Source organism: Labrenzia sp. THAF191a (assembly GCF_009363335.1).
In the GTDB taxonomy this organism is placed as follows: domain Bacteria; phylum Pseudomonadota; class Alphaproteobacteria; order Rhizobiales; family Stappiaceae; genus Roseibium; species Roseibium algicola.
Map to the genome: position 1 here is coordinate 5,768,135 of NZ_CP045333.1, position 26,918 is coordinate 5,795,052.

The 26,918-nt window shown below is 58.9% G+C and carries 22 protein-coding genes; 14 read left to right on the forward strand and 8 right to left on the reverse strand.

The genetic code is table 11. The features are described from left to right. Nucleotide 1 precedes the first annotated feature (1 nt). The 6 genes from FIV05_RS26485 (at nucleotide 2) to FIV05_RS26510 (ending at nucleotide 5,664) form a co-directional block, all read left to right on the forward strand. On the forward strand, nucleotides 2-256 hold the full coding sequence (locus tag FIV05_RS26485; RefSeq protein ID WP_152511567.1) for a hypothetical protein: 255 nt from the start codon (nucleotides 2-4) through the stop codon (nucleotides 254-256). Then, a complete protein-coding gene (cbiE, locus tag FIV05_RS26490; RefSeq protein WP_152511568.1) occupies nucleotides 253-1,467 on the forward strand; it encodes a precorrin-6y C5,15-methyltransferase (decarboxylating) subunit CbiE in 1,215 nt (404 codons plus the stop codon). The genes FIV05_RS26485 and cbiE overlap by 4 nt, the downstream gene beginning before the upstream one ends. Then, complete coding sequence (gene cobI, locus FIV05_RS26495) at nucleotides 1,464-2,189, forward strand: precorrin-2 C(20)-methyltransferase (RefSeq protein ID WP_173013955.1); 726 nt, start codon at nucleotides 1,464-1,466, stop codon at nucleotides 2,187-2,189. Before cbiE ends, cobI begins: the two co-directional genes overlap by 4 nt. Continuing rightward, nucleotides 2,159-4,081 carry a precorrin-3B C(17)-methyltransferase gene (gene cobJ, locus FIV05_RS26500; protein ID WP_152511569.1) on the forward strand — a complete coding sequence of 641 codons (1,923 nt, stop codon included), beginning with the start codon at nucleotides 2,159-2,161 and terminating at the stop codon, nucleotides 4,079-4,081. The genes cobI and cobJ overlap by 31 nt, the downstream gene beginning before the upstream one ends. Next, nucleotides 4,078-4,851, forward strand: coding sequence for a precorrin-4 C(11)-methyltransferase (cobM, locus tag FIV05_RS26505; RefSeq protein WP_152511570.1), 774 nt, complete (start codon nucleotides 4,078-4,080; stop codon nucleotides 4,849-4,851). The genes cobJ and cobM overlap by 4 nt, the downstream gene beginning before the upstream one ends. Before the next feature lie 183 nt (nucleotides 4,852-5,034). Beyond that, complete coding sequence (locus FIV05_RS26510; protein ID WP_152511571.1) at nucleotides 5,035-5,664, forward strand: class I SAM-dependent methyltransferase; 630 nt, start codon at nucleotides 5,035-5,037, stop codon at nucleotides 5,662-5,664. On the opposite strand, the gene FIV05_RS26515 is transcribed toward FIV05_RS26510, so the two are convergent. Together FIV05_RS26515 and cobA are read right to left on the reverse strand one after the other, a co-directional pair. After that, nucleotides 5,661-6,980 carry a cobyrinate a,c-diamide synthase gene (locus FIV05_RS26515; RefSeq protein ID WP_152511572.1) on the reverse strand — a complete coding sequence of 440 codons (1,320 nt, stop codon included), beginning with the start codon at nucleotides 6,978-6,980 and terminating at the stop codon, nucleotides 5,661-5,663. The genes FIV05_RS26510 and FIV05_RS26515 overlap by 4 nt on opposite strands. Then, complete coding sequence (cobA, locus tag FIV05_RS26520; protein ID WP_209009798.1) at nucleotides 6,970-7,860, reverse strand: uroporphyrinogen-III C-methyltransferase; 891 nt, start codon at nucleotides 7,858-7,860, stop codon at nucleotides 6,970-6,972. Before cobA ends, FIV05_RS26515 begins: the two co-directional genes overlap by 11 nt. 130 nt (nucleotides 7,861-7,990) lie before the next feature. Between cobA and FIV05_RS26525 the strand changes: the two genes are divergently transcribed. Together FIV05_RS26525 and FIV05_RS26530 are read left to right on the forward strand one after the other, a co-directional pair. Continuing rightward, the gene (locus FIV05_RS26525; protein WP_152511573.1) at nucleotides 7,991-9,085 is read left to right on the forward strand and encodes a cobalt-precorrin-5B (C(1))-methyltransferase; all 1,095 of its coding nucleotides are present in this window, start codon (nucleotides 7,991-7,993) and stop codon (nucleotides 9,083-9,085) included. Then, a complete protein-coding gene (locus FIV05_RS26530) occupies nucleotides 9,075-9,836 on the forward strand; it encodes a cobalt-precorrin-6A reductase (protein WP_152511574.1) in 762 nt (253 codons plus the stop codon). Before FIV05_RS26525 ends, FIV05_RS26530 begins: the two co-directional genes overlap by 11 nt. On the opposite strand, the gene FIV05_RS26535 is transcribed toward FIV05_RS26530, so the two are convergent. Continuing rightward, entirely contained in the window at nucleotides 9,833-10,621 is a 789-nt protein-coding gene (locus FIV05_RS26535; RefSeq protein ID WP_152511575.1) for a WecB/TagA/CpsF family glycosyltransferase, read from the reverse strand. The genes FIV05_RS26530 and FIV05_RS26535 overlap by 4 nt on opposite strands. 163 nt (nucleotides 10,622-10,784) lie before the next feature. Further along, on the reverse strand, nucleotides 10,785-11,399 hold the full coding sequence (locus FIV05_RS26540) for a putative colanic acid biosynthesis acetyltransferase (RefSeq protein WP_152511576.1): 615 nt from the start codon (nucleotides 11,397-11,399) through the stop codon (nucleotides 10,785-10,787). A gap of 354 nt (nucleotides 11,400-11,753) precedes the next feature. Here FIV05_RS26540 and FIV05_RS26545 point away from each other — a divergent pair, with 354 nt between their 5' ends. The 4 genes from FIV05_RS26545 to FIV05_RS26560 all read left to right on the forward strand — a co-directional run bounded on the left by FIV05_RS26545 (nucleotide 11,754) and on the right by FIV05_RS26560 (nucleotide 18,264). Further along, complete coding sequence (locus tag FIV05_RS26545) at nucleotides 11,754-12,974, forward strand: glycosyltransferase (RefSeq protein WP_173013956.1); 1,221 nt, start codon at nucleotides 11,754-11,756, stop codon at nucleotides 12,972-12,974. Further along, a complete protein-coding gene (locus FIV05_RS26550; protein WP_152511578.1) occupies nucleotides 12,971-14,293 on the forward strand; it encodes a cellulase family glycosylhydrolase in 1,323 nt (440 codons plus the stop codon). Before FIV05_RS26545 ends, FIV05_RS26550 begins: the two co-directional genes overlap by 4 nt. 164 nt (nucleotides 14,294-14,457) lie before the next feature. Then, nucleotides 14,458-15,771: an O-antigen ligase family protein gene (locus FIV05_RS26555; protein WP_152511579.1), complete on the forward strand. Its 1,314-nt coding sequence runs from the start codon at nucleotides 14,458-14,460 to the stop codon at nucleotides 15,769-15,771. Nucleotides 15,772-15,915: 144 nt separating this feature from the next. Further along, on the forward strand, nucleotides 15,916-18,264 hold the full coding sequence (locus tag FIV05_RS26560; RefSeq protein WP_152511580.1) for a GumC family protein: 2,349 nt from the start codon (nucleotides 15,916-15,918) through the stop codon (nucleotides 18,262-18,264). An 18-nt stretch (nucleotides 18,265-18,282) separates the two neighbouring features. On the opposite strand, the gene FIV05_RS26565 is transcribed toward FIV05_RS26560, so the two are convergent. Then, a complete protein-coding gene (locus FIV05_RS26565) occupies nucleotides 18,283-19,896 on the reverse strand; it encodes an alpha/beta hydrolase (protein ID WP_173013957.1) in 1,614 nt (537 codons plus the stop codon). Between the two features lie 356 nt (nucleotides 19,897-20,252). Here FIV05_RS26565 and FIV05_RS26570 point away from each other — a divergent pair, with 356 nt between their 5' ends. Further along, on the forward strand, nucleotides 20,253-21,161 hold the full coding sequence (locus FIV05_RS26570; RefSeq protein WP_152511582.1) for a glycosyltransferase family 2 protein: 909 nt from the start codon (nucleotides 20,253-20,255) through the stop codon (nucleotides 21,159-21,161). Nucleotides 21,162-21,192: 31 nt separating this feature from the next. On the opposite strand, the gene FIV05_RS26575 is transcribed toward FIV05_RS26570, so the two are convergent. Then, nucleotides 21,193-22,077, reverse strand: coding sequence for a polysaccharide deacetylase family protein (locus FIV05_RS26575; protein WP_152511583.1), 885 nt, complete (start codon nucleotides 22,075-22,077; stop codon nucleotides 21,193-21,195). A 30-nt stretch (nucleotides 22,078-22,107) separates the two neighbouring features. On the opposite strand from FIV05_RS26575, the gene FIV05_RS26580 reads away from it, so the two are divergent. Further along, complete coding sequence (locus FIV05_RS26580; protein ID WP_152511584.1) at nucleotides 22,108-23,415, forward strand: oligosaccharide flippase family protein; 1,308 nt, start codon at nucleotides 22,108-22,110, stop codon at nucleotides 23,413-23,415. A 21-nt stretch (nucleotides 23,416-23,436) separates the two neighbouring features. On the opposite strand, the gene FIV05_RS26585 is transcribed toward FIV05_RS26580, so the two are convergent. Both FIV05_RS26585 and FIV05_RS26590 read right to left on the reverse strand, forming a co-directional pair. Continuing rightward, nucleotides 23,437-25,887 (reverse strand): glycoside hydrolase family 2 protein, encoded by a 2,451-nt coding sequence (locus tag FIV05_RS26585; RefSeq protein ID WP_152511585.1) that lies wholly within the window; start codon nucleotides 25,885-25,887, stop codon nucleotides 23,437-23,439. Next, the gene (locus tag FIV05_RS26590; protein WP_152511586.1) at nucleotides 25,888-26,910 is read right to left on the reverse strand and encodes a DUF1839 family protein; all 1,023 of its coding nucleotides are present in this window, start codon (nucleotides 26,908-26,910) and stop codon (nucleotides 25,888-25,890) included. It abuts the gene before it with no gap. Nucleotides 26,911-26,918: the final 8 nt, after the last annotated feature.

Below are 26,918 nucleotides of genomic sequence, written 5' to 3' on the forward strand. Positions count from 1 at the left end.
GATGGCCGGAGATCCGCCGAAAGACGACGAAAAACCAATCGGATTGAAATCCGTCGGCAGCAAAAAGCCTTTGCGGTCACGCGGGTTCCTGTCCCAGCCGGGTGGTTCGGTCAAGACGCCTGCGGACGGCAGTGGTGACCAGCCGGTCCATCACCGTTCACGGGGTGCCCGGCAGATATCGCCAAGCAGTAGCGGCACGCCACGGGACCTGTCGGTAAAACCGGTGATCAAACCCTATCGTCTGGAGGATAAATGACTTCCTCGACAGACAAACGCCCCTGGTTGACGCTGGTTGGCCTGGGCGAGGACGGTGTTCTGGCTCCGGGTGGCGCAGAAGCCCTGGCAGGTGCAGACATTGTTTATGGCGGCACCCGACACCTGGAGCTGACGGGCGGGATCACTGCCGAGAAGCGGACATGGCCCAGCCCGTTTGCAACCGTCTTCGAAGATCTGGCAGCGCTCAGGCAGAAGCGCGTCGCGGTGTTGGCGACAGGCGATCCCATGTGGTTCGGCATCGGCTCATCCTTGCTGAAACATTTCCCTGCGCACGAGCTGATGGTGCTGCCCTCGCCGTCCGCCTTCCAACTGGCTGCCGCACGAATGGGATGGGCCTTGCAGGAAACCGACTGCCTGTCGGTTCATGGTCGACCAGTCGATCTGTTGCGGGCATCGCTTTACCCGGGCGCCCGGATCCTGTGTCTAACCAGCAATGCGGAAACTCCCCGCCAGGTGGCTGACCTCCTGGCCGACGAAGGTTATGGGCGCAGCCGGATGACGGTTCTGGAGCATCTCGGCGGCACCAGGGAACGGTGCGTCGCAGGTACCGCGGAAGACTGGTCGGCCGAGGTCGCCGATTTTCACACACTTGCTCTGGAAGTGATTGCCGACCCCGGTGTGCGGTTCCGTGCGCGGACACCCGGCCTTGCCGACGATGCCTTTCGCCACGACGGCAAGATGACCAAGCAGGACATCCGCGCCATCACCCTGGCGGAGTTGAAGCCTCACCCAGGCGCACTGTTGTGGGATGTGGGTGCAGGCTGCGGTTCGATTGCCATCGAATGGTTGCGGGCAGCCGACCGAACCCGGGCCATCGGGCTGGAACCGCATGTGGAACGACGGCAAATGGCGGCTGAAAACGCTGTCGCGCTAGGCGTCCCACATCTGGAACTGTTGGACGCGACCGCTCCGGAAGGCCTCCACGATCTGCCACAGCCGGACGCGGTTTTCATTGGCGGCGGCCTGACAGCCGACGGTGTGATCGAGGCCTGTCTTGCAGCGCTAGGCCCCGGGGGACGGCTTGTCGCCAATGCAGTGACCCTGGAGAGCGAGGCCATACTTCTCTCCGCCTATCAGTCTCATGGAGGCACTTTGAAGAAAGTTTCCGTTCACCGGGCAAGCGCTGTCGGCGGCTTGACCGGATGGCGTCCCTTAATGCCCGTGACGCAGTGGAGCCTGACGAAATCATGACAGGCACACTCTATGGCATAGGTCTTGGCCCGGGCGATCCGGAGCTGATGACCCTGAAGGCGCACCGGCTGATCGCAAGCGCACGGGTAATTGCCTACCCCGCTCCCGATTCCGGCGAAAGCTTTGCCCGGTCAATCGCTGCCGATGTGATCCCGGATGGGGTGCGGGAAATCCCGATTGTCGTGCCGATGCGGGTCGACAGGTTCCCGGCACAGGAGATCTACGACAAGGCCGCCGAAGAGATAGCCGCCGTTTTGGCTAACGGTGAGGATGTCGTGACCTTGTGTGAAGGAGATCCGTTCTTCTTCGGTTCTTTCATGTATCTGTTCGAGCGCCTTTCCGACCGTTTCACGATAGAAATCGTGCCCGGGGTCACCTCGCTGACAGCCTGCGCCGCTCAGTTGAGACGACCGCTGACGGCACGAAACGATGTACTTACCGTCATTCCAGGCCCGCTTCCGGACGCGGACATCCGCCGCAAGATCGAAGAAGCCCAGGCGGTTGCCATCATGAAGGTCGGTCGTCACCTGACACGGCTGAAGACCTTGCTTTCCGACATGGGGCTGCTGGAAAAGGCCGGTTACGTGGAACGTGCCAGCCTGCCGGAGCAGAAGGTTCATCGGCTCATCGACCTTGAGACCGACACCGCCCCCTATTTTTCCATGATCCTCATCTACAAGGGAGAAGAAGCGTGGACGCTTCCCCCATCCTACTCGTCCTGAACCAGGCCGGCCTCGCCGCCGCCGAAGTGATCGCCAGACGGTTTTCGACTGCCCGCATACACGGGCTTGCCGGCCGTGTGCCGACAGCGGACACCCAGTTCAACGAAACGATCGACCATATCCGCCTGTTGTTTCAGGCCGGTCATCCGATCGTCGGTTTCTGCGCCAGCGGCATTCTGATCCGTGCGCTTGCACCGGTCCTGTCCGACAAGACAAGCGAACCGCCGGTGATCGCCGTGTCGGAAGACGGCAAGAGTGTCGTTCCGCTGCTTGGTGGTCATCGCGGCGCCAACGAGCTGGCCAAGCTTCTGGCCAGCGCTCTCGGTGGGCATGCGGCGATCACGACGGCTGGGGACACCAAGCTTGGTGTTGCGCTCGATGCCCCGCCCCGCGGCTGGCGTCTCGCCAATCCGGAAGATGCAAAACCGGTGATGGCCGAGCTGCTGTCCGGAGCACCTGTTCGCCTGGAAGGCCGCGCCGATTGGCTGAAAGAGGCAAAGCTGCAGCAAGCAGACGATGCCGCCATCACGCTTTCGGCAACCGAACATCCGGAAGAAGCAGGCCCGACGCGTCTGGTCTACCACCCGCAGCGCTATGCTGTTGGCGTTGGCTGCGCGCGCGGTTGTGATGCGGCCGAACTGATCGAACTGGTCGAGACCGAACTGGCGGGAGCCAACATTGCCAAGGGCGCTGTTGCCTGCATCGCGACCATCGACCTCAAGGCAGATGAAGCCGCTGTCAATGCTCTCGCTGCGCATCTGGATGTGCCGCTTCGGGTCTTTTCCGCAGAAGACCTGCAGCGCGAGACCCCGCGCCTGAAAAACCCGTCGCCCGTCGTCTTCAAGGAAGTCGGCTGTTACGGAGTGTCTGAAGGGGCTGCCCTGGCCGCGTCCGGCGCCTTTGGAACGCTGAAGGTCGAAAAGCAGAAAACCGACAACGCAACTTGCGCCATTGCACGGTCTCCGAAGTGGATTGACACCGACACGGTCGGCCGGGCTCGCGGGCATCTGTCCGTTATCGGTATCGGTCCGGGCAAGGACGACTGGCGCACACCGGAGGCCACCAAGCTTCTGGCGGAAGCAACCGACGTTGTCGGCTACTCGCTTTATCTCGACATTGTCGACCAGCACATTACCGGCAAGACCCACCACAACTTCCCGCTTGGCGCGGAAGAGGACCGCGTCCGCTTTGCGCTGGAAGAAGCCGGCAAGGGCAAGAATGTCGCGCTGATTTCCTCAGGTGATGCCGGCATCTACGCCATGGGTTCGCTGGTCTATGAACTGTTGCACCGAAACGAGGAGTATGGCGGCGTGTCGGATGCCGCCAAGCGGGTCAGCGTCACAAACGCGCCGGGCATTTCCGCCCTTCAGGCCTGCTCGGCTCGTATCGGCGCACCGCTTGGCCATGATTTCTGCGCGATCTCGCTGTCCGATCTCCTCACCCCGTGGGAGGTGATCGAAAGGCGCCTGAGGGCAGCAGCCGAGGGCGACTTCGTGATTGCCTTCTACAACCCGGTGTCCAAACGCCGCCGTACGCAGCTTGCAGCCGCAAAGGATATCCTGCTGGAGCACCGCTCGGCAGCGACACCGGTCATTCTCGGCGTCAATCTTGGCCGGCCGGAGGAAACCATCCGCGTCACCAGTCTGCATGCGCTCAGCGTCGACGATGTCGACATGCTGACCACCGTGCTGGTCGGTTCGACCAACACCCGCACCGTCATGCGCGGTGACGGGAAACCTTTCGTCTATACACCGCGCGGTTATGCCAAGCGGATCGACGCACCAAAGCCGGTGGAAGCAGCACCAGTTGCCACTGAAGCCGCGCCTTCGTCCCTGATGGAAGACGTAGCGACCGACATTTCCGACATTCTCGAAACGGATGACAAATCATGACCGTTCATTTCATTGGCGCCGGACCTGGCGATCCCGATCTCATCACCGTTCGCGGCCTGAAGCTCATCCAATCCTGCCCGGTCTGCCTTTTCGCGGGCTCGCTGGTACCTGAACAGATCGTTGCCGCCGCACCGGAAGGTGCACGCGTCATAGACACGGCCCCGATGACCCTTGACGAGATCATCGACGAGATCAAGGCTGCCCATGAAAAGGGCCAGAACGTTGCCCGGGTTCATTCCGGCGACCCTTCCATTTACGGTGCAACGGCGGAGCAGATGCGCCGTCTGGACTCACTCGGCATCGATTATGATGTAACCCCGGGCGTGCCGGCCTTCGCGGCCGCGGCCGCTGCACTCAAGACCGAGCTGACCATCCCGGAAGTTGCCCAGACCATCATTGTCACCCGCACGGCAATGAAATCCTCGGCGATGCCGAACAACGAGGACCTGGACACGCTCGGCAAGAGCGGGGCGACCCTGGCAATCCACCTGTCGATCAGGAACCTGCGGGAAGTCGAACGCCAGTTGACGCCGCATTACGGTGCCGATTGCCCGGTGATCGTCGCCTACCGCGTCGGTTGGCCGGATGAGGCCTTCATTCACAGCACATTGTCGACCATTGCCGCAGAGGTGCGTGCCTCCAAGATCACCCGCACCGCGCTGATCTTCGTCGGCCATGCCTTGAAGCCTGCAGCCGACTTCCGCGACAGCGCCCTTTACGACGCCGACCACGTGCATGTGCTGCGCCCGAAGAAGAAGGCGAAAGCCTGAGGATCCGGTGGAACTAAACCACTTCGCGGCCTTCCACTGTCTGTCATCATCGACATGCGGGAGGTCGCGAAACGCTTCGCAGGTTAATCGAGCGAAGATTTGCCTGTCCGAGAGCGCTCATTTGCATACCGCTCCCGCCCTCGCCTAATCTCAACAGGATTAAGACCGGCCAGGAGCAGCCCCATGACAGATGAAAACCCACTTCTGAAACAGGCGATTTCTCTCAGCGGTGATCCCGATGCCATTCGCAAGTTCTACGCGGACTGGGCGGAGACCTACGATGCCGACCTGCTTCAGACCATAGGGTATGTCGGTCCCAGGATTGCAGCGGAAGCACTGGTCAAACGCCTGCCCAAAACGGCGCTGGTTCTGGACGCAGGCTGTGGGACCGGCCTCGTCGGAAGCGAGCTGATCAGTCGCAATTCAGCCCTGACCATTGACGGCATAGACCTGACACCGGCGATGCTGGAGCATTCGCGCAGCCGTGGGATTTACCGCAATCTGTCCCAGGCCGACATGATGGCCACGCTCTCAGGCATTGACGACAACATTTATGACGGCATCGTCAGCGCGGGCGTCTTCACGAATGGCCATGTGGGTCCGGAAGGGATCGACGAACTGCTGCGCATCGCCAAACCGGGTGCTCCCATCGTCCTGACAGTACGCGATAGCGCCTGGGAGGCCGACGGCTTCAAGGCCAAGGTCGAGAAGCTGGAACAGGACGGCAAGACAAGGACGCTGGAGATCACCCATTGTCCCTATCACACCAGGGAAGACGTCTATTGCGAGCTGGTCGTGCTTGAGGTGGTTTAGGCGCGAGCGATGACATGGGCAAAGGAGCCCATGACCGATCCGGCGCACAGCCCCATCTGCGCCAGTTCGTTGCCTTCGGCATCTTCCGCTGAAAACAGCCGCTCCACCCCGCCTTCCGACATTATGGAGGCATAGTGGAACTCATGGGCGAATAGCGGCATTTGCCAGGGCAGGCCACGGAGTGGCATGACTTTTCGGTACCCGAGGTGACGCTTGCGGGTCTGAAACGAGGTTTCCAGCGGCAGAAGCCCTAGCATTTCGTGGCGCGTGCCATCGGCATCGATCATGCCGTTGCCGAGTGTCATGTAGCCACCACACTCGCCATAGATCAGCTTTCCTGTAGCTGCCGCCCGCAAGACCCCAGCCTTGAACCTGTCTGCCGCAGCCAGCTTTCCGGCATGTAGCTCCGGATAACCGCCGGGGAGAAAAATTGCATCGGCATCCGGAGCCGGTGCTTCATCCGCAAGTGGCGAGAAGAACTCGAGCCTCGCGCCCTGCCTTCGCCAGAACTCCAGCAGATGCGGATAGGAAAAGGCAAAGGCAACGTCCCGGGCAATGGCAATGCACTGGCCAAGCGGTGCAGGCAGGCTTTCCCTGTTATCACCGGCAGGGCTCAGTGGTGCCGCCAATGCTTCCAGGCGGTTCAGGTCTATATTCCGGGCACACAGGTCGCTCGCCTTTTCCAGGAAGGCTTCCAGATCCGGATGCTCCCCCGCCTGGACAAGCCCCAGGTGGCGTTCGGGAAGGCCTAGTTCCTGAGCCCGCGGCAAGATACCCAGAACATCCACGGCGACCGGTGCCAGCGCTGCGCGTAACATGGCTTCGTGGCGCGGGCTGCCAACCTTGTTGAGAATAACGCCTGCGAGATTGATATCCGGCCGGAAGCTTTGAAACCCATGAACAAGCGCTGCAACCGACTGGGCCTGTTTGCCGCAATCGACGACGAGGATCACGGGTAGATGCAACGTTGCCGCCAGATCGGCAGCCGAGCCCTTGCCGCTGGCAGCTCCGTCGAAAAGCCCCATGGCGCCTTCGACCACGAGAACGTCATGACTGTCGGCCTGACGGTGGGCAAGCATCTGCAGTGTCGCCGGGTCCATAGCCCAGGCGTCCAGGTTGATGCAGGGCATCCCGCTGGCAGCTTCGTGGAATTTCGGATCGATGTAATCCGGGCCGGATTTGGCCGAAACGACCGAACGTCCGGCGGATTTCAGCGCCCGCAGCAAGGCAAGCGTCAGTGTGGTCTTGCCAGCACCCGACGATGGCGCCGCGATCAGAACACCCCTAGCGCCCGCCTTGGCAGTGTCAGCCGGCATCGGCAGAACGGGAGGATATGCGCAGGTCTAGCGGGTCACTGTCCAGCACCTTGCCCGACAGGGCGCCGAGCCAGTCGAGCCCCTTGCGCAGACGGACAACCTCACCGACACAAACAACTGCCGGTGGTTCGATCCCGGCAGCCTTCGCCTCTTCAGCGCAGCGGCCCAGCGTGGTTTCCAGTACGTCCTGGCCCGCAAGGGACGCATTGCATACGATACCCACAGGTTCATCCACAGATCGTCCACCGGCAATCAGTTTGCCGGCTATGACGTCCAGGTGCTTCATCGCCATATACATGACAATGACAGGCGAACCCTTGGCGATACCATCCCAGTTGATCGCGTCCGGGGTGAGGCCCGTTTGGTCATGACCTGTCAGGAAGGTGACTGCCTGATTGCAGTCCCGGTGGGTTGCGGGAATTCCCGCATAGGCCAGACCGCCGATACCGGCGGTGATGCCGGGAATAATACGGAACGGCACCCCGGCCTCGACAAGACCGAGCGCTTCCTCGCCACCGCGGCCGAAGACGAAAGGATCGCCGCCCTTCAGGCGAAGCACCCTTTTGCCTTCGCGGGCGTAATCGATCAGCTTCAAGGTGATGTCGCGCTGTTTCGGGCTCGGTTTGCCGCCGCGCTTGCCCGCGTAGTCAGTCACGGCTCCCGGTTTGACCCAGGCAAGAATGCTCTGATCGACAAGGGCATCAAACACGACAACATCGGCCTGGCGCAGACCATTGAGCGCATGCAGCGTCAACAGGCCGGGGTCGCCCGGACCTGCACCGGCAAGCCAAACCCAGCCGGGTTCGAACACGGGTAACCCACCTGGCAGGTCTCCCGGCAAGCCTTCATGCGGTCTGTTGTTGTCGTCTTCTCCAGTCATGGTTCCTGTTTACCCGTGTGACCCGGTAACGCCAAGCGCTTCGGCGATCAAAAACGATGCGAAAACGACATTTCATCGCGCACATAAACTAATATGCACAAAGCGGAATTTCATCGTCTATAGAAAGAGCATGTCGAAGGAAGAGCCAAAAGAGCTGCGGCGGGGCTGGACGACGGGAGCCTGTGCGACAGCAGCCACCAAGGCGGCGTATCAGGCCCTTTTGACCGGCGATTTCCCGGATCCGGTCGAAATCACCCTGCCCAAGGGTGGCACGGCCTCCTTTGCGCTGACCCGGCATACGCTTTCAGGAAAATCGGCGTCCGCCGCCATTATCAAGGATGCGGGGGACGACCCCGATGTGACCCATGGCGCCTTGGTCAGTGCGACCGTCAACCTGCTGCCTCCTGATTCTGGAGTAATCTTCAGGGCCGGAGAAGGTGTCGGTACCGTGACAAGGCCTGGCCTGCCGATCCCGCCGGGCGAACCTGCCATCAATCCGGTGCCGCGCCAGATGATGCGGACCGCAATCGATGAGGTTTCCCAACTGAATGGCGGGGCCGGCGATGTCGAGATAACCGTCTCGATCGAAGGTGGCGCAGAGCTTGCCCTCAAGACGATGAATCCCAGGCTTGGCATCCTCGGCGGCCTGTCCGTACTTGGCACGACCGGCATCGTCCGGCCGTTTTCCTGCGCTGCGTGGATTGCGTCCATTCATCGGGGCATCGATGTTGCGCGCGCAGTCGGGCTCTCACATGTGGTTGGCGCAACCGGCGCCAGTTCCGAAGACGCGGTCAAGGCCCGATACGATCTGGATGAAACCGCCTTTCTCGACATGGGGGATTTCGCCGGCGGTTTGCTGAAGTACCTGCGCAGTCATCCGGTCGACCGGCTGACCCTCGCAGGCGGATTTGCGAAGTTCACCAAGCTGGCTCAAGGGGCGCTGGATCTGCATTCGGCCCGCAGCTCCGTCGACTTCGAATTCCTGCAGGATCTTCTGCGTCAGGAGAACGCTTCCGCAGATCTGATCGAACAAGCCGCCTCGGCCAATACGGCCAAGGAAGTGCTGGATACCTCCCTGGCTGCCGGTATCGATCTCAGCGGCCCACTTGCGCGGCGAACGAAGGACGCCGTCCGCCAGATCCTGCGCGATGCACCGGTGGATGTGGAAGTTCTGGTCACCGATCGCCAGGGCAAGGTGCTGGGGGAAACAGGCTTTGACCGCTAAGGCAGATCATATCCTGCTGCTCGCCGGAACAAGCGAAGCCCGGCAATTGGCCAGAACGCTGGCGGAAACTTTTCCGGAAAGTCGCCTGATCGCCTCTTTTGCCGGAGCGGTTCGCGATCTGCCTGATCTTGGCGTCCCGACACGCGTCGGCGGTTTTGGCGGCTCTGAAGGTCTGCTGGCTTTCATGCGGCACGAAGGGATCACCGTCATTGTCGATGCGACTCATCCCTTCGCTGCCCAGATGAGCCGTAATGCGGCCGAGGCAGCCAAGATGCTCAAGGTACCGCTTGTGCGCCTGGAGCGTCCATGCTGGCACCCCGGTGAAAGCGACGCCTGGACAAATGTCCTGACAATGGACGATGCGGCCAAGGCCCTTCCTGACGGCGCGCGCGCCTTCCTGGCCATTGGCCGCAAGGAGATCGAGCGCTTCACCCATCGAAACGATATTTTCGGTCTTGTCCGGATGATCGAGCCGCCCAAAACACGATTACCTTCCACCTGGGAGCTGATCCTCTCCCGCCCCCCGGCATCTGCCGACGAGGAAGTTTCGCTGTTTCTGGAAAAGAACATCACTCATGTGGTGACGAAAAACAGTGGTGGCAGTCGTTCCTACGCCAAGATCGAGGCTGCGCGGGTCCTGAAACTTCCCGTCATCATGATCGCCCGGCCAGAACTACCGGAGGCCGAAACTGCTCCAACGAATGCAGCGCTCGTTGACCGGTTACGGCAGATCCTTGCACGTGAGAGCTAGCGCGAAACGCCGGACCTGGAAAATCTGATTTTCATCAGGGCAAACAGAAAGCGCGGTATGCCGATGACATAGCGGCGGAACAGGCGGCGAGGTTCCTGCAACAGGCGGAACAGCCACTCAAGGCCGGCTGCCTGGAATATCTTCGGTGCGCGGACAACGGCCCCGGACATGAAGTCAAACAGCGCCCCGACCCCGATCGCGACCGGTACAGCCAGCGCCGACCGGTTCTCAACGATGAAATTCTCCTGCCTGGGGTTCCCCATGGCAACAAGCAAAAGGTCCGGCCTTGCCTCGTTGATCCCCCGGCACAAGCTGTCCAGTTCATCGCTTGCGAAATAGCCATCCCGGTAACCGACCACCTGGTGCTTCGGATAGGCAGTCTCGATATGCTCCTTGGCAAGGCGAACCTGTTCTTCCTTGGCGCCGAGCAGATAGATCCGCAGCGGAATGCCGATGTTCGCCAGGATTCGGGGAATCAGGTCCGTCCCGTTCAGATTTTCCGGAAACGGCTCTTCCCTGAGCAGCTTGCTGGCAAGGCTCATACCGATGCCGTCGTTCAGAAGCGTCATTTTCTGGAGCGTTGCAGCGTAGCGGGGATCATCCATCGCTGACAGGAGCGTATGGGCGTTGCAGATGGCAATATCGAGGTTCTGCTGCCTTTGAACGGCGGCTTCGACAAGCTGGATGGCATCCCGGGAGCGAAGACGCCCGATGGCAAACGGACCGATAGCGGTTGCTTCGATCCGGCACCCCAGCAGTTCACTCTCGAAATCTCTTGCCAGCATTCCGTTCCCAGTCTCCCCGATACGTTCGTCCCGGTTACGACGGCGGCGAACGCATTAGAGCAATATCCGATCGGTCTCTAAGCAGTTGTAAACATAGCCGTTAGAAAGTTCGTAGTTACCGATATTTAATGGGCCTGAACGGCAGACTGAATCGGATGGAAAATCAGTCGGCGGTTTCCAACGGTTCACGCCATCCCCGCTTCGGCACGTCACTACGCTCAAACCGCGTCCGCTCCTTGAGCGCCTTGGCAGGATTACCTGCATAAACAGTCCATGGAGCCAGGTCTTTCACCGTCACCGCACGCGCTCCCAGGACAGCTCCCTCACCGACGCGAACCCCGGGGCCAACAAAGGCTTCAGCGGCAACCCAGCTATAGGCTTCCAGAACGATGGGTTTTGCGATCAGCAGGAACTTGTCGTCGTTGATGTCGTGCGTTCCCGCGCAAATGTGCGCACGTTTGGAGACGACACCGTACCGGCCGATCGTGACAGGGCCCATGTTGTAGATATCCGCACCGTCTGCGATCGCGGCGAAATCCTCCAGGATCAGGTTGCCCGGATGCCATATCCTGGCGGATGGAGCCACATAGACACCCTCCCCCACTGTCGCTCCGAACTGTCGCAAGAGCCACCGACGCCAACCATGCAACGGCTGCGTCCAGGAGGCCAGAAGGAACCAGACAATGCCCCAGAGGATACGGAACAGCCTGTTCTTCAGGCCGAAGCTTTGCGCGCCGAGCGCTCTGGCGTCCCTGTCTTCGTCGATCTGGTTCGGCATTCATCGTCCTCCTGCGCAGTTTCCTTCAGCAGGTTGTTCGTGAAACGTGTTCCCGGCCAACATGGGGACGCCACTCAACCTTGGGGGCTGCCTGCCGGCAATGTGACGAACTGTCGTTTAAAGTTAGTTATTTTTGTCGATTGTACATTTTCGCTGTCCCATGACGCTCCAGAATGAAGCCGTTGGTGACGCTAGGTCGCGGCATTCACTCTTTATTGAAACGTGATGAGAGAAGTTTGCCCCGAAAATGAAGATCAAACAGGCTGATGGAACGACCTGCGGCCTTGTTGCAATCAAAGACCGATGAGCGCGGTGCAACCGTTCTGCCGCCAATATTCGCTGCCGAGGGAAACAATGGACACAAGAGCAGAATTCGGTGAACCGGGTGCAGCAGCGCCCCTCATCCTGCATCTGAGCGCCGACTACCCGAACCCGCAGCAATTCCATCGCAGAACCACCGCAATCGAGCGTCTGGTCACCGGCGTGGACTTTGGCAGGCACATCGTCGTCACGATGGACCGGACCAGCTTGCCCTGGCAGGCCAGCTTCAAGGATTGCGGTGAGATAAAAGGCGTGCGGCTATACTCCTACCGCTATTTCGGCCTGCCGATGGGTATAGGTCTCGCCTCGGCGATGCGACGTATCGCAAGACATGTGTTTAAGACGCTGAGGACCGAGCACGAGACGCCTGTCCTTGTTCACGCACATAAACTCTCGTTTGAAGGCATCGCGGGATTGTGGCTGGCAGAACGGTTTGGACCGGATACCCGGCTGTTCATTTCCGTTCGCGGTGAATCCGAGCGCAAGATACTGCTGTTCAAGCCGACGTACCGGAGCCTGATGCGCCGGATCGCGGCACGTGCAGACAAGATCTATCATATCTCTGCCTGGTTCCGGGACACCTACCACAGGCATGTTCCGGCGCAGCCTGAGAAGGAAAGACTGCTTCCAAACATCGTTGGGAACTCCACCAGCAAAGTGCCGGTGAAGGATCCGATCCCCCGGTTCGTCAGCGTGTTCGATCTGGACATGCGCCGCCGGAAAGGCATGTCCGACCTGCTGCAGGGATTTGCCGTTTTCCAAAAAACACACCCGGACATCGGACTGGACCTGATCGGCCCCGGCAGTGCGGAGGCCGTGGAAGCGGCGAAAAAGGAAATTGCCGAACTGGGTCTCGGTGACAGCGTACGGATCCTTGGACCGATGAACAGCAAGGACCTGTTCGAGGTTCTGCCGCACTATCTTGCGATGGCATTGGTCAGCTACAACGAGACCTTCGGGATGGTCTACCTGGAAGCGCTGTTTGCCGGTTTGCCGATTATCTACGGCAAGGATACGGGTATCGACGGTTATCTTGATGACATCGATGTCGGCATCGGCGTGAAACCCGGTGATGTCGCCGGAATTGCGGCCGCTTTCAAGGAATTGGCGGAAAGATCAGCTCACTTTCGCAGCCAGATAGTAACAAGCGAGCAAATCTTGCACGACCGGTTCAACCCTGCAATGATCCTTGAAAGTTACCGTCAGGACCTGGAAGCTGTCTTGACGCCAGATCAACAACGGAGCCGAACGTGACCGCAAAAAAGTCGAAGCGCCTATGGTCCTGGCTGACCGCGCTTGCTTTTGGTCTGGCTTTCCTCGTTTTCGTTGGTGGTTTCCTGTATCTGGACGAACGTCAGAACGCCATCGCTGCCGGAACTCAGGCAGCGAAGGAGGAGACGATTTCGATACCCATATTCAAACGGGGTATCAATGTTTCCAGACTTCAAAATTTTGCCTATCGGGATCCCGAACGGCCGGGAAAATATCTCTGGCCACCGTTCCGGGGCGAATTGTCCAAGGTCTCCGACGCCGAACTTGAACGCCTGCGCACGCTCGGGTTCGACTTCATTCGCTTTCCGATCGACGCCGGCGTCTTTCTGGCCGCGACGGACAGCGAACGCCGTATCTTGCTGGATGATACGAAATCCATAACGGTTCGCTTACTGGACAGCGGCTTTACCGTGATGGTCGATCTGCATCCGGCTGCGTATCTCACGGAATGGGCACCTGTCGACATTTTGAGCGATGCACCCGATGGCCCGCGCTTTCGGGCCTACTCCGATCTTGTGGAAGAAGTCGCCAAGCGGATCCGCGATCTGCCGACGGACAAGGTCGCACTGGAACTGATGAACGAGCCGCAGGGCGTCTGTTTCGAAGAAGACAGCCAAGACTGGTCTGTCTCTCAAAAGCAGCTGTATGACAGGGCGCGCAGTGTTGCGCCAGACCTGCCGATTGTCCTTACCCCGGGCTGCTGGCGGTCAATGGAAGGCCTCGAGTACATGAGTCTCGACGGCTACGACGACAAGATCATCGTCGACTTCCATTTCTACGAGCCCTTCTATTTCACCCATCAATCCCTTCCGTGGGTATTGGACCCTCTCCGCTATATCGCAGGCCTCAGCTATCCCTGGACGGCGGGTGACGTGGAGACTGCCGAAGAGAGGACACGTCAGCATATCGCCGCCCTCAAGGCAGCCGATGACGACGTTCCCGACTATGCCTTCGGCAAGGCGATGGACGGTATCAGGGACTACTATAAACGTGAAAGGCCCGACCGGAATTTCATTGAAAGCCGCTTTGACACGATCTCGCAGTGGGCGGAAAAACATGACATTTCCCCGGACCAGATTGTGCTTGGCGAATTCAGTGCTATCCGTCCCCCGAAAGGACTTCCGGACGATGGAAGCAGGCTTGCCTGGATCAGGGACGTCCGCACAGTGGTGGAGGAACGCGGCTTTGGCTGGGCGTTGTGGGACTACTATGAAGGCTTCGGTCTGATGACCGACAACGTCAAAAGAACCGTCGAGCCGGCTATGGTCGATGCTTTGGGGCTCAACGCAGACGCGCTATGAACCGTGCCATCCTGACACGACAGTTGATGCGGAATTTGCAGTCGACTGTGCGAAATCGTGACTGATAGATTGAGCTGACAGCTGCGAATCATGCCTAGTGACTGACCTAGCGGTGCGGGCCGGCAGAAAGCTTCTGCAGCTGCAATTGATCTGGAGACTGGGATTTGACAGTTCACCCCGTTGAACAGTCCGGGCCACAGGCCGCCATGCACGGGCAAACGTTGCTGGACAGGATCTTCAACTGGATTCCGGTGCTGCTGCTCGCCTATCCGATGTTGATCAGCCCATTCTTTCTGGTGTCTTCCGGAGGTGAAGACACCGCGGCGAACATCAGCGCGTCAAAGTCCAACGCACTGAACCAGTTGTTCTGGATCTGCCTGTTCATGGTTCTGCTGATATCGGCGGGGCGGCGCTTGCTCAACGCGTTTACGGTTCTGAAAAGTCCGCTTATCTGGATCCTGATGCTTTATCTGCTGCTCGCCGTCACGAGCGTGCTCTGGTCTCATGCACCCGGAATTGCGTTTCGCCGCGTGGTTTTGCAGATCATCATTGTGATGAGCCTTGTGATTTCGGTTTCGTTCACGGACGACGCCCGCTCACTGCTAGGCCGACTGATGCTGCTTATGAATACCGTTGTTCTGATGAATGCGGTTGCAGTCGTCCTGCTACCGCCGACACCGATCGGTCACGCAGGCATCTACACCCAGAAAAACAATCTGGGCGCGGTCATGGCTTTGGCCATGATGTTCAATATCTACGGGTTTCTGGTTTCGCGCGGTTTTCTGAAACGTTTCGGTATGCTGATCATTTCGGCACTGGCTTTTGGCCTGCTTGTTCTCAGCCAGTCGAAAACATCCCTCGGGCTTGCCGTCCTCATGCCGGTCATCGCCTATATTGCAGTCGGCATGGCGTTTCTCTTCCGTATCAATGCCGCATTGCTGCTGATCTTCGGAGCGATTACCGGCGCCGTTCTTCTGTCCTTCCTCTCGCTCCTTACGCGGTTCGGGTTCTCGGACCTGTCTCTGTTCCTGTTCAACGACGAGACCTACACCGGCCGGACGTTCATCTGGGCGTTTGTCGTGGATGTGATTTCCAGAGCCCCGGTACTTGGCCAGGGCTATGCGTCTTTCTGGGCCACGGGGTCCGATTCAATTGCCTTCCGTGAGGCGCCGGGTTTCGTCATTTTGCTGATCCAGGCTCATAACGGTTATCTCGATGTCATGCTCGAACTCGGCATTGTCGGAATTACGCTATTGTTCCTGGTTATCCTGACCGCTCTGTTTTCCGCAGCCCGGGTCGTTTCGCTGGACTACCGGATAGCCTTTCTCTGCTATTCGTTAATCCTCTTCGTCACCTGTCACAACATGCTGGAAAGCGCCTGGTTTCGTTCCTTTTCCCTGAACTGGCTGATTTTCTTGCTTGCCGCGCTGCTGCCGCATGCAGTGGTTCGCACCTGGGACAATCGTTCGCAGAACTAGTGCTTTTCTGTCTGGCCGCAGGCAAATGACAGCGGGCTTCGTGGTGTCGGAGCACCGTAGTCTTGCCGCAAATTAGCAGTTCACTAACCATAAGTGCTTACAAGCAATAAGACGCATGCCCGCGAGGACATAAGGTGACTTTTTGTGGACCCCAGACAGGTAGAAAACCCGGCTTACGATAAGGCGGCCCTTCAAGGCCGCGATGCCATTGCTCTGGACATCCTGTCCATTTTTCAGGTCTTGCGCCGCCGCATCTTCCTGATCGCGGCAATCGCATTTGTTTTTGCAGCGTTGACTGCCGCCTACTCCCTGACCATCACACCGATTTTCAGAGCCTCCTCGCAAGTCCTGTTCGACCCAACCGTCCGCCAGCCCTTCGATGACCCGAACCGCCCGAGCCGCACGGGACAAGGCTCGGAAGTGATCGACAGTCAGATGTCGGTCATCCATTCCGACACTGTGCTGCGCCCCGTCGCCCGGGAAAACAACCTGGCTGAAGATCCTCATTTCGGCGAAGGCAAGCCGGGTCTGATGAGCCAGTTCAAGAGCCTGATCTTCGGGGCAACCAAGAAGGACGCGGCAACGCTTGAAGCGCAGGAAACCGCCGCGGTCGAAGCTCTTGCAGACGCAACCAGCGTCAAGCGCGTTGGTCAGACCTTCGTCATCAACATTGCCGCGGAATCCCCGTCACCGGTCCAGGCTGCCGTTCTGGCGAATTCGATCGCCGAGAGCTATCTGTCCGACCAGAAACGGCAGGTTGACCTGGCTTCGGACGAAGCTGCCGCCCAGATCGATGATCGGCTGGTGGATTTGCGGGAACGCCTGAGGCAAGCCGAAGAAGAAATCCAGAAATTCCGCGCGGCCAACAAGCTGCAGAACTCCGACGAGGGGTCGCTGCTGACGGGACAGGAACTGACCGGACTGAATTCCAGGCTCATCGATGCACGAGCAGCACTGGCAGAGGCAACCGCCAAATACGATGAGATCCAGCGGGTTCTGCAAAGCGGTGTCGACGCGGAATCCATCGGAGATGTGGTCAATTCCCCCACGATCTCCTCACTTCGCCAGCAATATGCCACGGCTGCACGCACGGAAGCTCAGCTGATGGCCGATCTTCTGCCCTCACATCCCTCTGTCGTGCAGGCAAGGTCCCAGCTGGAACGGTTACGCAATCTCATCCGGGACGAAATCAGGCGGATTGCGGAATCCACACGTATCGATGTCCAGGTCAATCAGGAACGGGTTTCCAGGCTCGAGCAGCAGCTCGATTCCACGCGAAATCTTTCCGACGTCGACCAGGCGGCTTCCATCAGGTTGCGTGAATTGGAAACGGAAGCACAGGCAACTCGGCAGCTTTATGAGATCGCTCTGAGCCGGGCCAAGGAAATTTCGCAGCTCGACCAGGTTGTTCTGCCCAACGCCCGCATCATTTCACCTGCCATTCCGCCGGAAAGCCCGGTCTACCCGAAACGGAAGATCATGGTGGTGCTGGCCGGAATCCTGGGTCTGCTGTTCGGCACCATAATCGCCGTTGGCGGCGAAGCCATTCGCATTGCCAAAAAACACCTGTTGCCGGAGATCCTGCAGCCCCCCCAACCTGCAATGGCTGTGGCCGGCCCTGCGCAGTCGCTTGCTCCCGTAACCACGGCTGTCGACACCTCCCGCGATGCACGCTCATCAGTGGGGTTGCCGGGATCGCGGACGAGAAGCAAACGCACTCCCTCCAGGCAGGTGCCCCAATCAGATCCCGGGCTGAAAGTTATCAGCCAGTTGCCCTGGCTGACGGAGACCGACGAAAACGGCAGTGTCCGTCCGCTCAGTTCTGACGCCATCTCTGCCGTACAAGACGCGATAGAGCAGTTTTATTCGGACGAAGCCGGACCTGGATGGTCTTTCGGACAAGGCGTTGACCAGATCGTTGCATCCATCCAGAGCGCGCCTGCCCAAAACGGCACCCGTATCGTCTTTCTGACCTCTCCCGCCCTTGGCCATGGCCAGACCATTGCTGCCCTCGCCCTCGCCCTCGGGGCGGCTCAGCGCGGATTGCACGTGCTCCTTGCCGATGGTGAACCGAAACAGCGAATGCTCAGCCATGACCTGAGCATCGACGATGTGGAAGACATTGGCGGAACGCTTCGCGAAAGGGTCGTCGACTACGACGAGCTGGATATTTCCTTTCTGTCGCTGGTCTCCGGATTGCCGAAGTACAAGCACCACCGGATGAACATCCGCGAAGCTTTCGATTTCGCAGACATCGCGCGTGACTACGATCTTGTAATCATCGATGGCGTTGCCCTGCCGCAACTTGTTGAAGATGATCCGCTCGCAGGTCTTTCGACGCAATTCCTGGTCACGGTTGCCGAGCGTGAAGAAGATCAGATCTCGATGCCGATCCTGTCGCGTGACCTGCTTACGATCGCAGAAGGTCGACCTTCCGGTCTCGTTCGAACGATGACCGGCACTCCGCCGCCATCACGCCGTAAATACGCGTGAAACGGATCGGCTGAGGCATCACTTGCGAGATCTTGAAGCGGAGACTTTCGCAACGAATTCGGTCAACAGGGCGAACATCTGTTGACGGGCGGCGATAGGTGTCAGGTTATGATCCGCATCCTGCAGGCCGTGCATCTCGATGTTCGGATAGGCTTTCAATCCGTGCCGGTCGACGCCGAACCAGTTGTGTAACTCAAGAAGCCCCCGGTCGTTGTCGCTATAGACGAGAGACACCGGGACATCACGTTGCTCTAGTTTCTGAAGGCGACCGGTCAGGACGTTGAAGAGCCGGTAATGGCGTGACAGATTGCCAAGAACAGGAGCCAGGGTTCGGTCGACCTTCAACTTCACGGGCCGGGTTACCTTTTTCAGAGCGGAAACCAGATTGATTTCCCCTGACAGAACCCGTTTCAGGGTCGCTGTATCGACCGCCTTGCGTCCATAACTGGACAGCGTCTGTATCGGCTCACGGATTGCCTTGTCCACGTTTTCGTCGGGATCCCAGACCAGTTTGCGTGAATTCACCAGAAAGGCCGCATTGACGCGGTCATCGTCTGCAGCCGCCAGAAGGGCGAGATAGGCACCGCTGCAACGGCCGAACAGGATAATGTTTTTCGCCCCGGTCCGTTCCTTGACGAACCCGACGGCGGCCCTGACATCCTCAAGTTGCCTGTCGGAATAAAGAACCTGGGACGGCTGATCCGGCCAATAACAGCTCTCACCGATACCAGCCAGATCCGTGCGCAGGACCGCGCAGCCGCTTTCTGCAAGAGACCTGGCAAAGCCGACCGACATGCGTGCCCAACCAATGGAATGGTCATATCCGGAATTGAGCATGATCACCGCCGTTTCCGCACATTTGCCACGGGGGCTCGCGAGCACGCCGAAGAACATTTTGTCGGGCCCGAAACGCAGCGCCTCCTCCTCGACATCTGGCAATGGCTCCGACACAGCAGAGATTTCGGCAAGAGGTGCTGTCTCCAATTGCCCTGCCGGGAAATTGGCCTTTACCCACGCTACCATCCGATCCAGCGTTTGAACCGGGGGGACGGACAGAGTCGGGTCGGACACGTAGTCGACGTACCCCTCAAACGACAGGCTCTCGAACGCCAAACCGTTTTCGGCGTAGTGATCTGCAAGTTTCTGATCGCCCGGATGGTCGGTCCTTTGAACAAGCAATGTTTTCAATCCGGAGGGCAATTCCGTCTTGTAGAGATTGAGCGATTTGATTTCGTCGGCTGTTGCGGCCGAGAGCACGAAACCGCCTGCCATCAACCCGCCCTCGGGACCATCCGACGCACTGACCAGGAACGTCGGCTGCGTCAACGCAGTCCAGGCTGCGAGTTCCCGCAGATAAGCGCGTCCCTGGGCCACTGGCGCCAGTAGCACTTGTCCTGCAATCTCTCCGTCTGCTGCCAGGTTGCTTGCGAGACCTGCACCTATCCCCTGTCCGACCACTACAACCCGATCCGGGTTTGCCAATCTCTTGAGTTCGGAAAGGGCTGTTCGAACGGAAGCCTGCCATGCCGACTTGCCCTGAATGTCCGCGCTGTCACCGTGTGAATTCGCGGTTGCCGGATAGTCGAACCGCAGACATGGGTACCCGGATGCAGCGAATTTTTCGCCGAGCATCCTGTAGCTTTTCCGGGAACATAGCTCTTCATACCCCCAGGGGCTCAAAAGCAGGATTGCTGTTCCTCCCGCAGCTGGATGAAAATAACCAGCAAGCCCATCGAACGAGATCGGCAAGGCCACAGCAGACGTTCCGGCAACAGGTGTGGCAGAGGAGGTATCAAAACCTTGCCGGTTCATATCACGTGCGAGCTCCAGCTTCATGGCGGGTGGAAGGCGGTCTTTCCAAATTCCGGGGCATCTTGCGCCTTTTTTCTAAGCCATTGTTTAATAATGCTGCAGGAACTTCTGGTGCATTAAAAGATCGTCTCACATCCTGTTGATTGCTTCCAACTCTGCTTCGGAGCCCAGTCTGAATGGAAAAAGTTTCCGTCGCCATAGCGAGCATTGGCCGTGAAACCTTGCTCGATACGTTACGTTCCCTGGCGGCGGTGACCAAACCGGTCGGGATAGAACTCAACGTGCTGGTGGCCGACGATTCCAAATCCGGTGCGGCGACCAAACTCGTTGCCGGTCATCCCATCAAGTCGCTGGACGTGACCTGCCTTGCCGTGGCGAGCGGTAATATCTCTTCAGCCCGCAACGCATTGCTCGATGCAGCTGATGGCGACTGGCTGATATTTGTCGATGACGACGAATGGGTGGAGCGCGATTGGCTGGAAAAACTCTTCGCCTGCCAGAAAGACTTCAACGCAGACGTCGTGATCGGCCCGGTAAAACCACGCTATCCGGACAATACGCCCGAGTGGATGCGGCTCGCGAACCCGCTTTACACCGACTGGGGGCACCGGGGAAAACGGCTTTACACCGGCCGGGGCGGCAACACGCTGGTGCGGGTTGGTTTTGTTCGTGCGCTGGAACTGAGATTTGATGAAGCCTATGGCCGAACAGGTGGCGAAGACACCATCTTCTTTGCTCAAGCAGCCGAACGCGGGGCACGTATCTTTGCCACGGACGATGCGATTGCCCACGAACATGTTCCACAAGACCGATTGTCGACGAAGTTCATTCTCAGCCGCGCGACACGGTCAGGCCAATCCTATGGCCAGATGCGTCTCGCCCGGCATCCAGACCCTTTCTGGCACGTTTTTTTCGCAATTGGAGCACTGGTAAAATGTGGAGTTGCCGGTGTTTTAGCGCTCGCATTCCGGCTTCTCGACCGGGGACGGTCTTTCCGGATGCGGCAAAAACTTGCGCTCAATACAGGCAAGCTGCGCGCTGTATTCAACCTGCCTCTTGCAGAGCTCTATAGAAAACCGGATTGAACCAGCTGGCGCCTACGCCTCGGACATGCCTTCAAATGCGGAATTTCGCGCGCCGTGCGAAGGCATAGAGGGAGCTTTTCAGGCGCTTCTTGGCGGAAAACATCGGTGGGATGTCACGATCCGGGTCGAAGCCATTTGCAGGCGAAAAGCGCGGACAGAACCATGCCGTCTGATAGGCAAGTCCTGGTGTGCTTGTGAAGACCCGCCGGTACCCGGCTTCCTTGAGACGATGCAAAACGTTCGCGTCCAGAGCACCGAACGGGATCGCCGCTTCTGTGACAGCAGCCCCTACCGCATCCTCGATTTTCTTTCGAGCGTCGTAAAGTTCCCGTTGAAAGCCGGCAGCATCCAGCTTGCGCCAGTCGACATGGTCGTGGCCGTGGCTGCCGATGACCGATCCCGTCGAAACAATCTCCCGCATCTGTTCAGCGGTCAGATAGCCCTTTGCCCCGATACGTGCAGCCAGAACGAAAAAACGACCTGGCCGGCCCGCCTCCACAAGGGCTGGCAACCCAACCTCGTAATCAGACAGGTTGCCGTCATCAAAGGTGATTTCCAGCTTCACTCCGTGTTTCTGCTCAAGTGCAGGAAGGTGTTCAATTGTGCGCTGGTAAGTCTCTATCGGGACGAAGTAATGGTTCTCTTCCGGCGAAACAGGCACCGCTGGTACACCAATGCCGTGGAAAGTGAGAACCTGCGTTTTTGCCAGCATTTTTTCTCCGCCTTTTCGAACAGGACGCCAGATCCTTGACGCAGGGAAGTTAAAATAGTTTGTGCAGGTTCGCGTTGCCTCCCTATTAACGGCGCAGTCAGGTTTGGCGCCTAGTTTCTGTTGCGACTTATCCAGGGGGCAGATTAAAAAATCCGCTCCTGCGGTCCAAGGCCAGCGGCCACGGGTCCCGCTTTTTTCGATCAACGGCCCACGCCTCGAGGCAATTTCGTGTCAATGAATTCCAGTTCGGCATCGAGAAAATTTCGCGCGCTCTATGACAAGGCCCTTGGCCTCTCACGACGCCCGCTTGTTGCCAATACAATTTCCTACACGATCAATTTTGGTCTCTTGCTCGTCATTCAGCTCGTCTTTTTCCTGTTCATTTCGCGTGCCTTGGGGGCAGCAGACTACGGTCTTTTCATCACCATCGTCAGTGTCTCCATCATGGCCGGTTTCCTGGTCGGTTTGGGCAGTGAATACCTTCTCCTTCAGCGGGTCGCGGTTGAGCCTCAGTCTTTCGGCAGATACCTCGGGCATTCCCTGATCATGATGGGAATTACCTTTCCGTTTGTCCTGCCCGGGACAATCGCTTTGTTGTACGTCCTCATCGGCGATACCGTTCCGCTATCGACTATCGCGATTGTCACTCTTTCGGATCTGCTCCTCACAAAGCTGGTGATCTTGTCCGCGCAATCCTACATGGCCTTCGACCGGGCCAGAAAACAGATTGTCATCAATGTTCTGGCTGCTTCGTTGAAACTCGCCTTCTTGTTCGTTGCCACGCTTCTCCCCGGAAGTCTCACGCTCCAGGAATGGGCGTGGTGGTATTTCGCCGCCGGAATTCTGTCTGCTCTTGCGGCTTGCTGGCTTGTTTTGCGTGATCTCGGCCGGCCGACTTTCACCCTGATCCGGGACGACCTGAAGCTCAGCCTTCTCTATTGCATCGAGTTTTTTGCCATCGGCGGCATGAAGGATCTGGACAAGCCGGTGGTCGTTCACACTTTGAGCGCAGATGCAGGCGGGCAGTACGCAGCCGGGTTCCGCATCATCGACGCAGCCTCCGCGCCCGTCAGAGCGTTTCTTTATGCAACCTACACCCGCCATTTTCGCCAGGCACAAGATGGGCAGGCAAGCAGCCTTGCTTTCGGCGTCAAGCTGTTGCCGGTGACGGTATTCCTCGCCCTGCCGGTCGCGGCTTTCCTGTTGCTGATCGCCGGTTTCATCCCCCTTGTTCTGGGTGAAGATTTCGCAGAAACACCGACCGTCGTGATGTGCCTTGCGTTTTATCCGCTCCTGATGGGGTTTTCCGGTGTAGGCGCTGACATCTTGCGGGCTACCGGACGTCAACGGGTGCGAATGGCGCTGCTCATCAGCACAAGTCTTTTGTTGATACCTGTCGTCAGCCTTGGAGCTGCGCTAGGAGGCCTGGCCGGCGCAGCGCTTTTCCGCTTTGGCATCCAGATTGCTTTGACCGCGGGCACCTGGTTCTTCATTTTCTGGACAAAGGTACCTGCGCCCGAACCAGACGAAACCGCAGGCTGATCCGTCGCTTCCAGAAAGGCGTCAGAAAGGCACGCGCCCGGCGAAGTTCAAGGCCGTAAGTTGCCCTTTGGGGGCTGCCTGATTATCGCATTCTTCGTCTGGCGTTTGTTGCAGTCGAATGCACTTCGCCTCGCCCGGAGCCAGATGGAACCAGTTGTCCTCCGCCTCAAATCCGGGAATGGAAACGACGGTCGATTGCAGGAAGCGCCTGGCACGGATCATCAGCGACCATCTGCCGGCCTCGTCCTGTTCCACACTCACCTCGGGAGCATCGAAATGGCGATGCTGTCCTCGGCCGAGCGGGAAATGATGCGCCTCGGAAATGAGTTCTCCGGTTTGCGTATCGAACAGACGCACCACGGTTACATCATGCGAGGGTGGGCCGAAACGATAAGCGTAGGTGACGTCGAAGAAGGCTCCGATCAGGTCCACCGCATTGAGCGTCTGCGCACTGTTTGGCGCCAACAACAGCTCCTTGTCTCCTGAAACCACCGGCAGCTGGCCATCCCTCAGGCAGGCAATGCTGATACTGACCGACTTTTCCTCCGCCCGTTCGTTGAGGACGTGAATGGCAAGGCCGTTCGTGCCTTCATCGGTGACACAGGCGATTACCGGCCTGAATACGCGCTTGAGGGCATACCACGCGGGTTTGGGCCGTCCGGCTGCATCAACAAGTCCCCACCCGGCACCAATCGAGAGGTCGGAAAGGGTCCAGACCAGTGCGCCCTGGCAATTGGACCCTGGCCGTCGCCATTCGGAAAAGGTCTCGGACATGACCTCACCGGTGACCGCCCGTCCGAGGTCGAGATATCTGTCCGGATCGCCGTAGCGAAGCGCGGCCGGATCGACATCATAGAGCAGCTTCAGATAGTGATCGCGCACATCCTCGAAGTCCCAGCCGGCGCCGCGGTCCCGCGGTACCCGTGCCTTCCAGCGTGGATCATGCCCCGGTTTCACCGGCAATCCTTCTTCCAGGCTTTGCTGGACGGGAATGTTGGAAAACGCGAGGCACTCACCTGCAAATCGGACATCGGCCCGCCTTGCGTCTTCCAGAGGCCGCAGATATGCCCCAACGCCGTAATAGTGCGCGATGCCGTCGTTCGGCGAAAACGGCAGGACCCCGCCGCAGGGCGAATTTGCTGCATAGGGCACATCCGGCCGCAGCGCTGTGGCAATAGCCGGCAAGATCTCCTCGCACAGCGGCCCCTTCCAGCGATCCTCGGAAAGCCCCATCATGGCGCCCTGCTGGTAGATCTCGCTTCCTCCGCACAGAACGGCAAGTGAAGGGCTGCCCATGCTTTCATCGAGCTGATCGCGCAGTTCCGCCTCAACCTCCGCGACGAAGGCGGCATCCTTCACGGGATAATCGTAGTTGGCGAACTGGAAATCCTGCCAGACCAGCAGGCCCAATTCGTCACATAGCTCAAAGAAGGCGCGGCTCTCGTAAAGCATCGTCCCGCCGATGCGCAGCATGTTCATGCCTGCGTCTCGGGCTTTTTCCAACAGCGGGCGATAGGTTTCGCGGCTGGACGACAGGTTCAGGAGATCCGCATTGGTCCAGACGGCGCCCCGGCAGAAGACCGGCACACCGTTGATTTTCAGGCCGAAGCCGCGTCCATCCGCACCGTGGTCCACCTCGATCCGGCGGAAGCCTGTCTTGCCCAGCGAAAGAGAATTGTCAGCGGCCTGAACGGTTACGTCGTAAAGAGCAGGCTCGCCGTGTGTGTGCGGCATCCAGGGCTTGGCGCCCTCAGGACGGACGGTCGCCGCATAGCAACCGTCGTCCTGAAGGCTCATCTTCGCCGATGCTCCCGCGCAAGTCAGCACCGGAACGACATCCGTATTTTCGAGCCTGACCGTAACTGACAGTGCGGCAGTGCCATCCGGAGCCAGGTCCGCAAGAATATGCTTTTCAACAATACGCGGTGTCGTCTCGGGTTCGAGCCGGATCGGACGGTATGGACCAACCGCATGGATTTCCGGGCACCAACCGGGCATGTGACCGAGAAGCGTCGTCCGCACGAGCCTCAGCCCCTGGCTGGTTGCCAACTGAGGTTTCCACCGGGCGCGCGGCCCCTTTGCATTCAAGTGCGGCTCTAGCGCGCGAAAGCAGATTTTCAGAACGTTGCGATCGGCCAGTTCCACGGGAACACTGTATTTGCGGAACATGTTCCGGCTGGACAGCACCTCAACGTCGTTCAGGAAAACCTCGGCAATGGTCGCCAACCCCTCCAGGTGCAAGCGATACCGGCCCGGCGGGGCGTCGAACCAGGCTTCATACCAGACGTCCTTGCCATGAAGGGGAACGGGATTTTCCGGGTCGTAAAGTCCTGCTTCCGTAAGAGCACCGGCGACGGTTCCCGGAACGTGTGCCGGAACGAAATCCCACTGGTGCCCCGTCGAAAGCGAGGTTTCAAAGGCACCGGGCTCTGTCATCGACAGTGCCCAGGTCACTTCACCCAGGTCGATCATTCAAGCCCCGGCAGCGCTGACTACGGGAGTAAAACGTGTTTCCTGATCACCGTAGTGGGTGTCGAGAAGTTGCATCAGGTTGTCCCAGGCGTTGACCGCCGGCAGCAAGCCTTCGTCCAGCCCCTGGAACTTCTTGCGCATGACGGCGCGCGCCAGTTTGAACTGCACCATCTTGCAGGTGGAGGAAATGGTCTTGGCCATCTGCACACCCTCGGTCAGATCGTCCCTGCCTTCCGTCACGAGCCATTCGAGATAGGACGAAAACAGCTCGAAATTCGCACCGAGTTGGCGCAGCGTGTTGAAGGCATACAAGTGGAAGAAGCCGAACTCGCGTTCGCAGATCTTTTCCACCTGTGCCGGGAAGACCTGTGCAAAGGCTGCAATCGGGTTCTGCTTAGGGCGGCGCTTCAGGTGGTGGCGCAGAAGGCCTTCCGAAACGTTCAGGATGTGAGCCGGCGTTGGCAGTGTGTCCGGAACCTTCACGAATTCCGTATATGGCAGGAAGGGCGTCGGCTTTTCATGTGCACCGCGCTGGAACACCCCGTCGAAATCGTCGCCTTCCAGCCTGTGCAGGCCCAGACCGTGGAAATATTCCATTGTCCTGGCTTCAAAATCCATCCAGTTGACTGCGATCGTCGTTTTGCCGTGGGCCTCGTGATAACCAACACCGTGTGTGTCCGGCAGGAAATAGCTGTCGACTTCGACCAGTGACAAGCGGCCGCGTTCGATCTGTTGCTGGACGTGGGCTTCCACCCGGTCGTAGATCGCAAGTTCCGTGACCTTGAGACCATAAAGCGCTTCCAGATCCTCCAGCGGCACCTTGAAGAAGGTGAACTGGTCTCCTTCAAAATCCTGGGTGACCGAATAGGACAGACAAGCCTCCGCCGGCAGGCCAAGGGACGGCAATACCTCGATCCAGACATCAAGATAGCAGTTGGTTTCGGGCCAGTCCCGGTCCTGGGAATGGAGCGGGCTACGCACGTAGGTCGCCGCATTGAAGCGGTCAAACACGGCTTGCGTCATGTTGCGTC

What these genes read in the sequence shown, in the direction of transcription:
- FIV05_RS26585 (WP_152511585.1), bottom strand. Translation starts at nt 25,887, where the DNA reads ATGATCGACCTGGGTGAAGTGACCTGGGCACTGTCGATGACAGAGCCC.
- FIV05_RS26515 (WP_152511572.1), bottom strand. Translation starts at nt 6,980, where the DNA reads ATGCCGGCTGACACTGCCAAGGCGGGCGCTAGGGGTGTTCTGATCGCG.
- cobI (WP_173013955.1), top strand. Translation starts at nt 1,464, where the DNA reads ATGACAGGCACACTCTATGGCATAGGTCTTGGCCCGGGCGATCCGGAG.
- FIV05_RS26540 (WP_152511576.1), bottom strand. Translation starts at nt 11,399, where the DNA reads ATGCCGAACCAGATCGACGAAGACAGGGACGCCAGAGCGCTCGGCGCG.
- FIV05_RS26580 (WP_152511584.1), top strand. Translation starts at nt 22,108, where the DNA reads ATGAATTCCAGTTCGGCATCGAGAAAATTTCGCGCGCTCTATGACAAG.
- cbiE (WP_152511568.1), top strand. Translation starts at nt 253, where the DNA reads ATGACTTCCTCGACAGACAAACGCCCCTGGTTGACGCTGGTTGGCCTG.
- FIV05_RS26510 (WP_152511571.1), top strand. Translation starts at nt 5,035, where the DNA reads ATGACAGATGAAAACCCACTTCTGAAACAGGCGATTTCTCTCAGCGGT.
- FIV05_RS26525 (WP_152511573.1), top strand. Translation starts at nt 7,991, where the DNA reads ATGTCGAAGGAAGAGCCAAAAGAGCTGCGGCGGGGCTGGACGACGGGA.
- cobA (WP_209009798.1), bottom strand. Translation starts at nt 7,860, where the DNA reads ATGACTGGAGAAGACGACAACAACAGACCGCATGAAGGCTTGCCGGGA.
- cobM (WP_152511570.1), top strand. Translation starts at nt 4,078, where the DNA reads ATGACCGTTCATTTCATTGGCGCCGGACCTGGCGATCCCGATCTCATC.
- FIV05_RS26590 (WP_152511586.1), bottom strand. Translation starts at nt 26,910, where the DNA reads ATGACGCAAGCCGTGTTTGACCGCTTCAATGCGGCGACCTACGTGCGT.
- FIV05_RS26485 (WP_152511567.1), top strand. Translation starts at nt 2, where the DNA reads ATGGCCGGAGATCCGCCGAAAGACGACGAAAAACCAATCGGATTGAAA.
- FIV05_RS26535 (WP_152511575.1), bottom strand. Translation starts at nt 10,621, where the DNA reads ATGCTGGCAAGAGATTTCGAGAGTGAACTGCTGGGGTGCCGGATCGAA.
- FIV05_RS26545 (WP_173013956.1), top strand. Translation starts at nt 11,754, where the DNA reads ATGGACACAAGAGCAGAATTCGGTGAACCGGGTGCAGCAGCGCCCCTC.
- FIV05_RS26570 (WP_152511582.1), top strand. Translation starts at nt 20,253, where the DNA reads ATGGAAAAAGTTTCCGTCGCCATAGCGAGCATTGGCCGTGAAACCTTG.
- FIV05_RS26565 (WP_173013957.1), bottom strand. Translation starts at nt 19,896, where the DNA reads ATGCTCGGCGAAAAATTCGCTGCATCCGGGTACCCATGTCTGCGGTTC.